This is a genomic window from Variovorax boronicumulans, from assembly GCF_019352895.1.
GTDB classification, from domain to species: Bacteria; Pseudomonadota; Gammaproteobacteria; order Burkholderiales; family Burkholderiaceae_C; genus Variovorax; species Variovorax boronicumulans_A.
The window spans coordinates 115,971-129,694 of record NZ_JAAAFX010000008.1 but is presented as its reverse complement, the minus strand read 5'-3'; the positions used below and the strand labels follow the sequence as shown (position 1 = coordinate 129,694).

Genomic DNA, 13,724 nt, shown 5'->3' with positions numbered 1-13,724 from the left:
TCAGGCGCCCAGGTGATAGCGGTAGGCGACCTCGCCGGTGCCCGTGCCGGCCGCCACGGCTTCGACGTGCAGCCGCGCCGTGGCGCCCGGCGCCCAGGACGTGTGTGGGTTGAGCTTGGCGAACAGGCGCAGCCCGCAGTCGAAGTCGGCGTAGCCGATCAGGTAGGGCGTCTGCCAGTGGCGCGGCGCGATGTGCACCTGCGTGAAGGCGTAGAGCGTGGCGGTACCCGCCAGCGCCAGGTCCTCGTTCTCCTCGCCCAGGCAGAAAGGGCAGACGTCCGTGCGCGGAAACGTCGGCTGGCCGCAGGCCCGGCATCGGCTGGCCCGCAGCGCAAGCGCGCCGTCGGCAGCGCGCATCACCTGTGCTTCGGGCAACAGGGCCCCTTCGATGGCAGCACCGCCGCTTTGATGGATTGGCATCATTCGTGTCTAACTTCCGTTAAATGGAAGTTAATTCCTATGAATGAAAGTATAAAAATCCACCGGACAAGATGCGTCCCGGACAAACCCTCCGTTTCACTGAGTGGAAACGGGGGTCGATCGATGAAGGGTGGGGAGGCGACCCGCGCCGCGCTGCGCCAGCGCAGCCTCGCTCAGCGGGTGCCGAAGGCTTCGATGTGCAGCCGTTCTTCGGGCCAGCCGCAGCGGCGTGCCGCCTCGACGGCTTGCGCGACGAAGGCGGTGGGGCCGCAGGCGTACACGTGCGACAGCCATGGCACGCGCGCGAGCGCGGCCGTGAAATCGAGTCGTTCGCCTACGCCGCGGTGGCTGAAGTGCCAGCACACCCGGTGCGCATAGGGCGCGGCGCGAAGTTGCGCGGCGAATGCGGCGGCGTGCACGCCGCGGGCGGCGTAGTGCAGCGTGAAGGGGGCGCCCTGGCGGTACAGCTGATGCGCCATGGCGACCAAGGGCGTGATGCCGATGCCGCCGGCCAGCAGCAGCGAGTGCACCGCACCGGCGGCCAGCGGGAAATCGTCCCAGGGGCCGCGCGCGGGGAGCACGTCGCCCTCGCGCAGGCGTTCATGCACGGCGGCCGATCCACCCAGCGATGCGGGCTCGCGCAGCACGGCCAGCAGGTAGCGGTGGCGCTCCGTCGGCGCATTGGCGATCGAATAGCTGCGCGCGATGCCGCCGGGCAGCGTCAGTTCGAGCGAGCCACCGGCCATGAAGGCCGGCAGCTTGCCGCCATCGAATGCGACCAGCTCGAGCCCGACCACACCTTCGGCCTCATGCCACTTGCGTAGCACGCGCACGGGGAAGGAAGCGTCGTCATCCGTCATGGCTTGCGCAGGCCCCAGTAGATGCGGCAGTGCTTGCAGGCCTTGCCGCAGCAATGCTGGGCCGCCGACACAGGCACGCCGTTGAAGGTGGCCTCTGGTGCATCGCGCCGCGGCGCAGGCGCGGGCGCGGGCGGTGCGGCGTCCAGCGGCCGGGCGGGCACCGTGCCCGGCACGGTGGGCGCATCCGCGCGGACGATCCGGCCGAAGAAGGGACGGGACGGCGGCGCGGTCAATGGATCACCTCCGCGCCCTCAGGCCGCCTCGGGGCTGTCCCCGTCGCGCGCCGCGGTGCCGGTCGCATGCGTGAGGCGCGCATCGTGGGCGAGCGCGGCGGCCGGCAGCATCGACTGCGCCATGCCGTCGAGTCCATGGCGGGGCTCGACACCGATCTCGCGCAGGAGGCTGTCGATCAGCGGCGCCTGGGCGCGGTAGCGCAGCGCGGAATCGACCACCTGCTCGGCCAGGCCCTGCGGGCCCGCGCCGTCTCCGGGACCCCCCATGCCGCCATGCCCGCCCAGGCCCGTGACGTTGAGGATCTTGATGCCCTCGATGCGCTCGATGGGCTTGACCGACTCGCGGATGATGCCTTCGAGACGATCGACCAGGTGCAGGCGGAAGGCCGAGGTGCGTGCATCGGGTGTCAGCATGTTCTGCGCCTCGTTCATCAACCGCGCGGCATCGGCATCGGCTTCGGCGCGGATGCGCGACGACGCGGTACGGATGCGCTCGGCATCGGCCTCCGCCTCGGCCTGCAGGCGGATCGCCTCGCCGCGTGCCACGGCCGCGTTGCGTTCGGCGCCCACCGCCAGTTGCAGCCGCAGCGCTTCCTTCTCGCCGGCCTGCGCGGCGCCGATCAGGTCGATGGCCTTGCGGCGCTCGGCCACCTCGACCTCGCGCAGCGTGGCCACGCGCTCCTCGGCCGCCACGGCCTCGCCGCGCGCCGCCTCGGCCAGCGCCTGCGCCTGCGATTGGCGGCGCGACTGCTCGGCGATCGAGATGTTGCGCTGCTGCTCGGCCAGGTCGAGCGCGGTGCGCCGTTCCACCTCGCTGGTCTGCAGCGCGCGTTCCTTGTGGATGCGTTCCTGCTCGGTGGTCTGCTCCGAACGGATGCGCGCAGCATCGATCGCCTGGGTGGCGACGATCTGCACCTCCTCGGCCTCGCGTTCGCGCTCGGCGCGCTCGCGCGAGAGCTCGGTGCGCTGACGCACACGGGCGATCTCGATCTCGCGCTGCTGCGAGAGCCGCGCGTACTCGCTCTCGCGGTCGATCTCCAGCACCTGTTTCTCGGTCGCGAGGTTCATGTTGCGGATCGCGATCAGCGTGCTCTGCTCGACGTCGTTGCGCTCCTTCTTGCGCCGCTCGATCTGCTCGGTGAGCCGGGTCAGGCCCTCGGCGTCGAAGGTGTTGCTGGGGTTGAAGAACTCCATCGGCGTCTGGTCGAGCTCGGTCAGCGAGGCGGCCTCGAGTTCCAGCCCGTTCTTGAGCAGGTCCTCGGCGACGGCCTCGCGCACGGCGCGCACATAGGTGCCGCGGTGCTCGTGCAGGTCCTCGAGCGTCATCGTGGCGGCCACGGTGCGCAGCGCATCGATGAACTTGCCCTCGAACAGCTCCTTGAGGCTGTCGACCTGCAGCGTGCGTGGGCCCAGCGTCTGGGCCGCGGCGGCCACGCCCTCGCGCGAGCCCTGCACGCGCACATAGAACTCGGTCGTGACGTCGACGCGCATGCGGTCCTTGGTGATGATCGCGCTCTGCTGGCCGCGCGCCACCTCCAGCCGCACGGTGCCCATGTTGACCGGCGTCACGTCGTGGATCACCGGCAGCACGAAGGCGCCGCCGTCGAGCACCACACGCTGGCCACCCAGGCCGGTGCGCACGAAAGCGCGGTCCTTCGACGAGCGTACGTAGAGCCACCGGAAGAGCCAGTAGAGGATGACGACGACGATCGCGATCGTCAGCAACGTCAGCAAGAAAATTCCAAAATCGGTGCCGTTCATGGTGTCCTCGGGTTCAAGCTTGCAAGGCATCGCGCGCGCGGCTGCGCTGGCGCGGATCGTGGGGAGTGGAGACGGGTGCGGTGGCGATCTCGCGCCAGGCGCGGCCCAGGCTGTCGGCAAAGCGCGGATCGTCGAAGGCCAGGCCCGTCTCCTGCAGCCGGTGCGTGGGGGTGGCGCGGAACTGGCGCGCCAGCGTGCGGTGCAGCGCGAGCTGCGCGGGCGCGGCGTCTTGGTAGAGCCCGAGCCGCCGCAGCGCCTGTCCGCCGACCGCGGGCAGCAGCAACCGCACCGGGCCGACCAGACCGTTGAGCTGCGCCGCATGGTGCGCGGCCACGCGCTCGGCCTCGGCCGTGTCGAGCGGCAGGAAGACCTCGCCTTCGCCGTTGCGCCCGGCCGCGCGTCCGTGCAGCGCCGAGGGCATCGCGGCTTCGCTGGCGTAGTGCAGCAGGTCCAGCGCGAGGCCGGCGCTCAGGTAGGGCAGGCCGGTACGCGCCAGACGCGTGAAGCGATCGCCGCCGGCGTCGGGGCGCGCCGGGGGCGGCGCCAGCGCGGTGCGCGCCACGTCCAGCGGGGCCAGGTCGATCACGCCGGCCAGCAGGCCCGAATCGATAAGACCGGGCAGGCTGCGCTCGCCCGCGGCGTCCATGCGCAGCAGCAGGCATTCGTGGGCCGGCTCCAGCGTGCGCACCAGTTGGCGCGCGACACCGTCGCCGAGGTCGGCGGTGGTGATGCACACCACGGGCCTGCCGGTGGCGGCGGGCGCCTGTTGCGCGACCAGCGCGGCGAGGCTGGCCGCCACCTGCGACAGCACAGCCTGGCTCACGCGGTTGAACGCGCCCGGCAGCGTGCGCGCCGTGAAGGCCTGCGCGGTGGGCTGCGGGTCGCCGCCGCGCACGCCGACGACGAACTTGGGCAGCGCCATCGGCAGCCCTTCGACCACGGCGCGGGCCAGCGCCTCGTCGCCGGGGCCGGCGAGCACCAGCAGGCCGGCCAGATCGTCGCGGGCGCGCAGTTGCGCGCGCAGCGTGTCGGCCGCCTGGCCCTGCGCCATCGCCATGGGCACAGGGGCCAGCACGCAGCGCCGTCCGGCCTTGCTCAACTGCTGCTGCACGCACTGCAGTTCGGCCTGCGCTCCCGCCAGGTCGAGCAGATGCACCGCCGGGCCGGCGGGCGCCAGCGTCGAGGCCCTGTCGATCGGCGGTGCGGGCCGTGCGTCGGCGACGGGCTCTGGCAGGCCCTGCGTGGCCGGTGCGCTGCGCGCGACATCGAAGTCGTCGTCGGCGGCACGCCGCACGCGCAGCACGACCTGCGCGGTGGTAAGCGCGGCCGATGCAGCGGCATCCACCGGCGCCTCGGTGGCTTCGCCATGCGCCGCGGCGCCGGCCTGCAGCCCGAGCAGGCGCTGCTGTAGCGCGCTGTCGGCCGCCAGCGCCTGTGACGACACGGTGTGTGCGACGCGGCCGTTGACCATCACCGCCACCCGCTCGGCCACCTCCAGCGCGACGCCCAGGTTTTGCTCGATCAGCAGGATCGAGATGCTGCCTTCGTCGGCCAGCGCCTTGAGCAGCGTGGCCACGTGCTCGACGATGACCGGCGCCAGGCCTTCGGTCGGCTCGTCCATGACCAGCAGGCTGGGGTTGAACAGCAGCGCGCGGCCGATCGCCAGCATCTGCTGCTCGCCTCCGGAGAGCTGCGCGCCGCCGTTGCGCCGGCGCTCGGCCAGGCGCGGGAACGCATCGTAGACCCGGGCCACGGTCCAGGCGCCGCGCCTTGCGGTGCGCGAGGCCAGCTGCAGGTGTTCGTCGACCGTGAGCGAACGCCACACGCGCCGGCCCTGTGGCACATAGGCCACGCCCAGGCGCGTGATCTCGTCGGGCGCGAGGCCGCGCAACTCGTGGCCGCGGAAGCGGATCGAGCCGGTGGCGGGCGCCATGCCGGTGATGGCGCGGCACAGCGTGGTCTTGCCCATGCCGTTGCGCCCGACCACCGCCAGCACGCCCGCGTCGAGCGCGAGCGAGACGGACTGCAGCACGTGCGCCTGGCCGTAGTGCACGTCCAGGCCCTCGATCACCAGTGCCGGCGCACCCGTGCGCTTGGTGGAATCCTCAGTGGTGCGCATGACGGCCTTCTCCCATGTAGATCGCGTGCACGTCGTCGTTGCGCTGGATTTCCTCCGGCGTGCCGTGCACCAGCACACGACCGTTGTGCATCACGGTCACGCGGTCGACCACCGACAGCGCGATGTCCAGGTCGTGCTCGATGATCACGAAACCGATGTGCCGCGGCAGGCCGGTGAGCAGTGCCATCAGTTCGCGGCGTTCTGCGGGCGAGAGGCCGGCGGCCGGCTCGTCGAACAGGATCAGCCGCGGCGAGCCGGCCAATGCCATCGTGATTTCCAGCTGGCGCTGCTGGCCGTGCGACAGCGCAGCCACCGGCGTGTCGGCCAGCGCTTGCAGCCGGCCCTGCGCGATCAGCGCCTCGGTGGCCTCGCGCGAGGGCGCGCCGGCCGCGGGCCGGCGCAGGCTAAGCCGGCCCGCGGCGACGCCGCGCACTGCGAGGAATATGTTGTCGCGCACCGAAAGCTCGCGAAACAGCAGCGAGGTCTGGTAGGTGCGCCGCAGCCCGCGCCGCACGCGCTCGTGCGCGGGCAGGGTGGTCACGTCCTCGCCGAACAGCTGCACGCGCCCTGCCGTCGGTGGGAAGTCGCCGGTGATGGCGTTGAACAGCGTCGTCTTGCCCGCGCCGTTGGAGCCCAGCACGCCGTAGCGCTCGCCGGCCCGCACGGTAAAGGAGACGTCGTCGATCGCACGCAGCGAGCCGAAGTGCCGGCTCACCGCGTGCAGCTCCAGTGCGTTGCCGGACAGGAAGCCGGCCGCGCTGCCGTGGCTGCCGCCGGCCTGCGCCGGCAGGGTGTCGCTGCGTGCGGTGATCACTTGCACTCGGGGTTGGTGCGGCTGCCCAGGCCCATCTTCGCGAAGTCTTCCTTCGACAGGCCCAACTGCTGGTTCACGTTGGGCGTGACTTTCACGACCTTGTTGTACAGCGTGCCGTCCGGCGCTTTGGCCACTTCGGTCAGGAAGATGCTGGCGATGGCATTGCGGTTCTCGTCCAGGCGCACTTCGCCGGTGGGCGTCTTCACCGGCACTGTGGCCAGCGTCTTGCGCAGTGCTGCCTGCTCGTTCGACAGGTCGCCCTTGACGGCGTCGAGCGCATCCAGCATGGCCAGCGTGTTGACGTAGTAGCCGTGCGCGAACAGCGAGGGGCTCGAGAACCCGTCCTTGAACTGCGCCTTGTAGGCGGCCACGAACTTGCGCCACTGCGGGTCGTCCCAGCTGTCGGCGATCGGGCTGGCCGAGGGCGTGCCTATCAGCGCGTCGCGGCGCTTGCCCTTGTAGCTGAGCACGGTCTGGTCGACCGTGATCGAGCCGCCGATGAAAGGCTTGCTGCCGCCCAGCTGTTCGTACTGCGTGAGGAAGTTGACCGCGTCGGCGCCGCCCAGCGCCACGTAGACCGCATCGATGCCGTCGGGCAGCTTGGCGATCACCGAGGAATAGTCCTTGGTACCCAGCGGCACCCAGGCCTTGTCCACCACCCGTCCGCCGGCCTTGCAGAATTCGGCCATGAAGCCCTGGACCTGCGAGTAGGGGAAGGCGTAGTCCTCGGCGATCACCGCGACCTTCTTGAAGCCCTTCTGCACCGCATAGGAGCCCAGGCCCACCATCCATTGCGCACCGTCGGTGCCGAAGCGGAAGAAGTTGGCGGCCGGCTCGCGCAGCGTGGTCTCCTGCGCGGCCGAGGAGCCGTTGAGGAAGGTCACGCCCGGCCGCGTGCGCGCGTAGTTCTTCACCGCGATGCCCTCGGAGCCCGAGGTCGGCCCGACCACGATGTCCACCTTGTCCTGCTCCACCAGCTTGCGCGCGGCCGACAGGGCCGAGTCGGGGCTGCCGTTGGACGAGCTCTTGATCAGCTGGATCGTCTTGCCGCCGGCCTTGTAGTCGCGCTCCTTGAGCGCCAGCTCCATGCCGCGCATGCCGTCCTGGCCGAGCACGGTGAACGCGCCCTCCATCGAGGCGAGCGCGCCCACCTTGATCGTCTGCGAGGGCTGCTGCGCGAAGCCGGCGCCGGTGCCGAACGCCAGGGTCAGCGCCAGCGGCAGCCGGCACAGGCGGGAAGTTGCGTATCGATGCGTCATGCGTGTCTCCGTTGTGTTTTTTGGAAGGAAAGCCCAGGCCCTGTCAGCGCCCCTGGTCGCGCGAGGCCGGGCGCAGAAAGCCTCGCAGGCGGGATGCGAGTCCGAGCACGCCGTCCGGCGAGACCAGGACCACGAGAAGGAAGACGCCGCCGATCACCAGGTTGAAGCGCTCGCGGCTCACCAGGTCGATGGCGAAGTTCTGCAGCAGCACGAACACCGCGGCGCCCACGAATGCCCCGACCGGATGCCGCATGCCGCCGAGCACGGCGATCACCAGCACGTTGATCAGCGCCGCGGTAGAGACGCTGCCCGGCGAGATCTGGTGGTTGTAGAAGACGAACAGCACGCCGCCCACGGCCGCGATGAAGCCGGCGATCGCATGCGCGAGCAACCGGTGCGCGGTGACGCTGAAGCCCAGCGAGGCCATGCGGCGTGGGTTGTCGCGCACGCCCTGCAGCGCGATGCCGAAGGTTGAGCGCGCCAGATAGCCGACCCCGATGGCGAGCGCTCCCGCGACCGCCAGGCACAGGTAGTAGAAGGGCACCGGCGCGCTCAGGTCGATGCCGGCCAGCGGCGTCGCCGTGACGCCCGAGAAGCCCTGGTAGCCGTTGAAGACCGCGTAGTTCTGCTGCGTCAGGTAGAAGAAAGCGACGCCGATGGCTAGCGTGATCATGATGGTGCGAATGCCCTCGGTGCGCATCGAGAGCGTGCCGATGGCCACGCCGGACAAGGTCGCGATGGGCAGTGCCAGTGCGATCGCCAGCCAGCGCGGCCAGCCCAGGCTCACCGTGTCCACCGCCGAGACGCCGAAGATGCAGACCAGGTAGGCTGCAAGACCGGCCACCGTCATCTGCGCCAGGCTCACCATGCCACCATAGCCGGCGAGGAAGCTCAGCGACAGCGCGATGGTGCCCAGCACCAGGCTCTGTGCGCCGATCTGGTAGGCCCAGAACGAGGGCACCAGCAGCGGGTAGGCCAGCAGCGCGACCAGCAGCAGCGCCCACCCGGGGGTGCTCGCGGGCAGGCGCCAGGCCGGTGCGGTGCGCAGGGGTGTGCGGGAAGAAGAGGTGGAGGTGTCCATCACCGGTTGGCTCCGAGAAGGCCGTTTGGACGGAACGCGAGCGCGACCACCAGCAGCACGAAGGTGAAGACCACGCCGTAGGTCGGTACGTAGGCCAGGCCGAAGGTCTCGGCCATGCCGATCAGCAGCGCACCCACGGCCGCGCCGGAGATGCTGCCGATGCCGCCCACGATGACCACGATCAGCGAGGCGAGCAGGTAGCGCACGTCCTCGCCCGGCGCGATCGACAGCGCGGTGCCGCCGATCACGCCGCCCAGGCCGGCCAGCCCCGCGCCGATCGCGAAGGCGATGACGAACAGGCGCTGCACCTTGACGCCGCTGGCCGACAGCATCTGCCGGTCGTCGACGCCGGCGCGGATCATCATGCCGACCACCGTGCGGTTGAGCATCAGCCACAGCAGCAGGCCGATGACGACCGCCACCACGAGCATGAACAGGCGGAAGGTCGGGTAGGCCACCACCAGTGGCAAGGACAGTCGGGTGTCCAGCCATTCCGGTGGGCTGAACTGGTAGACGTCGCCGCCCCAGATCCACATGAAAAGGTCGGCCATCACGATCGACAGGCCGATGGTCACCAGCGTCTGGCGCATCTCCTGGCCTTCCATGCGGCGGAAGATCAGCATCTGCATCGCAACGCCGGCCAGCCCCGCGGAAAGGAAGCCCGCGACGAGGGCCAACGTCCACGAACCGGAGTACGTGCCGACGCTGTAGCCGACGTAGGCGCCCATCAGGAACAGCGCACCGTGCGCGAGGTTCACGTTGCGCATCAGGCCGAAGATCAGCGTGAAGCCGCTGGCCACGAGGAAGTAGAGCCCCGCCAGCGTGAGGCCGTTGAGCAGCGTGAGCACGAAGAGCTTGGCGTTGTGGGCCAGGCCGGCGGCGCTCAGGGCGAGCAGCACCAGCGCGAGCGCGGCCCACGCCGTTCGTTGTCGGACGTTCATAGGGGTCTGGGGTGTGCGTGCGGCCCGGGGCCGTCAGTAGGGGCGGCCACCGCCGCGCGTCTCTGTGACGGCGGGGGACTTGTGGAACTGTCCGTCCTTCATGACGGCCAGGATGCGCTCGGGCTTCTGCAGCACCGAGATGTCGGCCAGCGGGTCGCCATCGATCAGCAGCAGGTCGGCCAGGAAGCCGGGCCGGATCTGGCCGAGCTCGTGCGGGCGCATCATGATCTTGCCGCCCTCGCGCGTGGCCGACAGCAGCGCGTCGGTGGCGCTCATGCCCACGTACTTCATGAAGTACTCGAGGTCCTTGGCGTTGGTTCCGTGGCGCACCCAGGCGAAGCCGTAGTCGCCGCCCGGCAGGATCTTGATGCCGCGCCGGTGCAGGCGCTTCATCGTCTCGATCGCGATCTCGAGCTCGCGGTGGTAGCCCATCTGCTCGGCCACCTCGGGCGTGATGCCCCATTCGGCCGCGTGGTACGAGGTGTTGATCAGCCAGGCCAGGCCGGGCGCGACGAAATGCTTGTCCTTGTTGGCCTCGAGCATGTCGAGCGCTTCCTCGTCGGCGAAGCTCGCGTGGTAGATCACCTCGATGCCGTGTCGCACGCACTGCTTGACCGACTCCGCTGAACGCGCATGCGCGGCCACGCGCTTGCCGAAGCGCTTGGCCTCGCGCACGCACATCGCGACTTCCTCGTCGGAGAAGGGCGTGAACTCGGCCGGGATGCCCGCGATGTACTCGCCCGAGAGGTTCAGCTTGACCGAGTCGACCCCGTACTTGATGAACTGGCGTACCGCGCGGCGCATCTCCTCGGGGCCGCTGACCACGGTGCCGAAGCTCAGCTCCTCGAATGGCAGGTGCGGCCGCGTCTCGTCGCCCAGGCCGCCCTGCACCGTGATCTCCTGGCTGGCCGCCAGGTAGCGCGGACCGGGAAACTCGCCCGCATTGATCGCATTGCGCGTGACCACGTCGAGGCGAGGTTTGGCGGTGGCCGCGCCGACGCAGGAGGTCCAGCCCATGTCGAGGTAGCGCTTGGCCACGCGCACGCACCACAGGATGTGCTCCTCGGGCGGCATCATCTGGATCGACGACAGGTTGGGCTGGTCGTTCCAGGCGAAGTGCGTGTGGGCCTCGGTCATGCCCGGCATCAGGAAGGCACCGGCCGCATCGATGGTCTGGCGCGCCTGGGCGCCGCTGGCGCCACCGCGGCGAACCTGCGTGATGCGGTTGCCCTCGATGTGCACCTCGCCGCTGAAGGGATGGTCACCGCTCGCATCGAAGATGCGTGCGTTGGTGATCACGATGTCGCTCATGCTTGTCTCCGTCTTTGTTGTGCAGCCGTCGCGCGGGCGGCGGCTAGGCTCGCGCGAGGAAGTCGGCGAGCAGGCGTTCGCATTCCTGCGGCCGCTCGAAGGTGGTCCAGTGGCCGCAGCGGTTGAGCACCTGCACGCGCGCGCCGGCGATGCGCTGGGCCATCGCGTGCACGTGGCTCGGCGGTGCGACGGCGTCCTCGTCGCCTGTCACCAGCAGCGTCGGCACCTTCAATGCCTCGAGATCGGCCGACTGCGCGTCGGCCAGCGCCTCGCAGCTCTTTGCATAGCCCTGCGGGTCCTGGCGCATCACGCTCTCTCGCACCAGCGCGCAGGCGATCGGCGACGACTCCCTGGTGGCCGCCGCGGTGGCGGCCTGCACGATCTGGTCGGCGATCAGCTGCAGGCCGGGCAGGCCTTCGCTGGCCGCCTTCTGCGCGCGGGCGCGGATGTTGGGGCGTGCCGCTTCGGGCGGACAGACGAGCGGGCCGAACAGCGCCAGGCTGCGCACCAGCGCAGGCTGCTGCACTGCGAGGTGCTGGCAGACGATGGTCCCGAGCGAGTGCCCGAGGAAGTGCGCGCCGCGCACCGACAGGCGCTCGCAGACGCGGGCAATTGCGTCGACGAAGACCTGGATCGACAGCGCGCCATGCGCGGCACCTGCAGAGCGCGCGCTGCCCGGCAGGTCGATGCGGATCACCTGGAAGCCGCGCAGCGCCTTCATCACCGGGCTCCAGTTGTTGCTCGAGCCGCCGAGGCCGTGCACGCACACCACCGGCGTGCCTTCGCCCTCCACCTCGACGGCCAGGCCGTCCACGAAATGCGTCGTCATGCTGGGGCTCCCGCTCAGACGAACTTGTTCTCGATGGCGCCCAGGCCGTCGATCTCGATGCGCACCACGTCGCCCGCCTTCAGGTAGCGCGGCGGCTTCATGCCCATGCCCACGCCGGCCGGCGTGCCGGTGGCGATCACGTCGCCCGGATAGAGCGTGATGCCGCGCGAGACGGTCTCGATCAGCGTCGGGATGTCGAAGATCATGTTCTGCGTCGGGCCTTCCTGGCGCAGCTCGCCGTTGACCCAGCAGCGCACGCGCGTCTGGCGGCCGTCGAGCTCGTCGGCGGTCACGATCCACGGGCCCATCGGGCAGAAGGTGTCGAAGGACTTGCCCATGTCCCACTGCTGGTGGCGCATCTGCACGTCGCGCGCGGTCACGTCGTTGACCACCGTGTAGCCGAACACGTAGTCCATCGCGTCCGCGCGGCGGATGTTCTTGCCGCCCTTGCCGATCACCACCGCGAGCTCGGCTTCGTAGTCGATCTGCGTCGACACGTCGGTCGGCACCAGCACGTCGTCGAAGGGGCCCACCACGCACTCGGGCACCTTGGTGAAAACGATGGGCCACGACTCGGGATCGGTGTCGTTGTCCTTGAACACCGAGGCCGACAGTTCCTTCGCATGCGCGTGGTAGTTGCGGCCCACGCACCAGAGGTTGCGCCGCGGCAGCGGCAGCGGCGCGTCGAGCTGGGACAGCACCAGCGCCACTTCGGGGCCGGCCGCGGGCGGCATCGGCTCGCCGCTGGCCAGCAGTTCGATCACGCTGAGGATGCCGCGCTCGGACTGTTGGGGCGACAGTGCCAGGGGGGCGATGTGGGTGCCGTCGGCGGACAGACGTCCGACGTGGGCTCGGCCGTGGATTCGGTAGGTGGCAAGGCGCATGAAGCTCTCCGTGTTGATGCACTCGATGGCGGGGCGGGGCGGGGCGGACACAAGCCATGTGCCTCGCGATGGGAGGAATGTAGGCATGCATCGGCGAGGCCGCTTATCGCTGGATCGGGTGGCTTATCGCTGAGTCCGGCGGTGTTGTTGGGACTTTCCCGAAGCCGGTGCGACGCGCCGGTTGCACGCAATCAGAATCCGCTCCAACCCACAGACGGAGCAAGCGCCATGGCAGAGTTGGAAGCGTTCGCCCTGCACGAAGGCGCCTTCGGGCGAGCGGTGGTCCTCAACCTCGAGGCCGATCTCGTGCCCCATTCGCACAGCGAAGCCCACATCGCGTTCTGGCTCGGCGGCGCGCGTGCGCAGGCGCGCATCGGCAGCGAGGTGCTGCAGTACAGCGACCAGGTGGCGCTGGGCGTGAACGCCTTCGAGCAGCACGACATGACGCTGCTCGACTCCGATGCACCGTCGGTGTTCCTGTGCTTCTACATGTCGCGGCCATGGCTGGAGGAACGCCGCCTTGCCACCGGACGGCCGCTGGCCTTCACCTCGGCGCGCGTGCCCATCAACGCGATGATCCGGCGCGCCTGCTGGACCGTGCTCGACCTGATGCTCAACGCCCACGAGCCGCGCGCGCGTGTCGACGACGAGGTGGAGCAGTTGCTGGGCGCGGCGATCGAGGCATCGGTCGCCTATCCCGACCATGGCATGCGCGTGAACGCACATCCGAGCCTGGACCATCGGCTGCGCCGCGCCATCGCGTACATGCGCGAGCACGTCGGTGACAAGACGCCGGTGGACGACATCGCGGCCAAGGTGGGGCTGTCGCGGGCGCACTTCTTCGCGCTCTTTCGCGACCAGCTGCACACCACGCCGCAGGTCTTCTGGAGCGCGGTGCGCGTGGAGGAGGCGATCCGCAGACTGCTTTACGAAGGCGAGTCGCTGACCGCGGTGGCGATGGACCTGGGCTTCTCCGCGCCGAGCAACTTCTCGCGCTTCTTCAAGGGCCACACCGGTGTCCGCCCCTCGACCTATAGACGTGCGGCGCTGGCGCCGTCGCCCGTGGGCAGCGTGACGGGGCTGCCCAACGATCGCGAAGCCGTGGACTTGGTGCTGCCCCGGCCGTCGCAGCAGCAAGGGCCGTGGGCTGCACCCTGGACGCGGCCGTGAGCCGAGCACGGCCGCGTCGGCGACGAGCATCCCTTCGGAGGC

13 protein-coding genes are annotated in these 13,724 nt (G+C 70.0%); 1 reads left to right on the top strand and 12 read right to left on the bottom strand.

The window, feature by feature from the left end; genetic code table 11:
• From K0H49_RS18885 to K0H49_RS18830, 12 genes are all read right to left on the bottom strand, one after another.
• A complete protein-coding gene (locus K0H49_RS18885) occupies positions 1-423 on the bottom strand; it encodes a Zn-ribbon domain-containing OB-fold protein (RefSeq protein ID WP_219215753.1) in 423 nt (140 codons plus the stop codon).
• Between the two features lie 170 nt (positions 424-593).
• The gene (locus tag K0H49_RS18880; RefSeq protein WP_219215751.1) at positions 594-1,280 is read right to left on the bottom strand and encodes a ferredoxin reductase; all 687 of its coding nucleotides are present in this window, start codon (positions 1,278-1,280) and stop codon (positions 594-596) included.
• Positions 1,277-1,513 carry a hypothetical protein gene (locus K0H49_RS18875; RefSeq protein WP_219215749.1) on the bottom strand — a complete coding sequence of 79 codons (237 nt, stop codon included), beginning with the start codon at positions 1,511-1,513 and terminating at the stop codon, positions 1,277-1,279. The genes K0H49_RS18880 and K0H49_RS18875 overlap by 4 nt, the downstream gene beginning before the upstream one ends.
• An 18-nt stretch (positions 1,514-1,531) precedes the next feature.
• The gene (locus tag K0H49_RS18870) at positions 1,532-3,247 is read right to left on the bottom strand and encodes a flotillin family protein (protein WP_219215746.1); all 1,716 of its coding nucleotides are present in this window, start codon (positions 3,245-3,247) and stop codon (positions 1,532-1,534) included.
• Positions 3,248-3,287: 40 nt separating this feature from the next.
• A complete protein-coding gene (locus tag K0H49_RS18865) occupies positions 3,288-5,393 on the bottom strand; it encodes an ATP-binding cassette domain-containing protein (RefSeq protein ID WP_219215744.1) in 2,106 nt (701 codons plus the stop codon).
• Entirely contained in the window at positions 5,380-6,207 is an 828-nt protein-coding gene (locus K0H49_RS18860; RefSeq protein WP_219215742.1) for an ABC transporter ATP-binding protein, read from the bottom strand. The genes K0H49_RS18865 and K0H49_RS18860 overlap by 14 nt, the downstream gene beginning before the upstream one ends.
• Complete coding sequence (locus tag K0H49_RS18855) at positions 6,204-7,466, bottom strand: ABC transporter substrate-binding protein (protein WP_219215740.1); 1,263 nt, start codon at positions 7,464-7,466, stop codon at positions 6,204-6,206. Before K0H49_RS18855 ends, K0H49_RS18860 begins: the two co-directional genes overlap by 4 nt.
• A gap of 43 nt (positions 7,467-7,509) precedes the next feature.
• A complete protein-coding gene (locus tag K0H49_RS18850; RefSeq protein ID WP_219215738.1) occupies positions 7,510-8,547 on the bottom strand; it encodes a branched-chain amino acid ABC transporter permease in 1,038 nt (345 codons plus the stop codon).
• Positions 8,547-9,488, bottom strand: coding sequence for a branched-chain amino acid ABC transporter permease (locus tag K0H49_RS18845; protein ID WP_219215736.1), 942 nt, complete (start codon positions 9,486-9,488; stop codon positions 8,547-8,549). Before K0H49_RS18845 ends, K0H49_RS18850 begins: the two co-directional genes overlap by 1 nt.
• Before the next feature lie 33 nt (positions 9,489-9,521).
• On the bottom strand, positions 9,522-10,799 hold the full coding sequence (locus tag K0H49_RS18840; RefSeq protein WP_219215733.1) for a metal-dependent hydrolase family protein: 1,278 nt from the start codon (positions 10,797-10,799) through the stop codon (positions 9,522-9,524).
• Between the two features lie 43 nt (positions 10,800-10,842).
• The gene (locus tag K0H49_RS18835; protein ID WP_219215731.1) at positions 10,843-11,628 is read right to left on the bottom strand and encodes an alpha/beta fold hydrolase; all 786 of its coding nucleotides are present in this window, start codon (positions 11,626-11,628) and stop codon (positions 10,843-10,845) included.
• Positions 11,629-11,642: 14 nt separating this feature from the next.
• Entirely contained in the window at positions 11,643-12,512 is an 870-nt protein-coding gene (locus tag K0H49_RS18830) for a fumarylacetoacetate hydrolase family protein (protein ID WP_219215730.1), read from the bottom strand.
• Positions 12,513-12,740: 228 nt separating this feature from the next.
• Here K0H49_RS18830 and K0H49_RS18825 point away from each other — a divergent pair, with 228 nt between their 5' ends.
• Positions 12,741-13,682, top strand: coding sequence for a helix-turn-helix domain-containing protein (locus tag K0H49_RS18825; RefSeq protein ID WP_219215729.1), 942 nt, complete (start codon positions 12,741-12,743; stop codon positions 13,680-13,682).
• Positions 13,683-13,724: the final 42 nt, after the last annotated feature.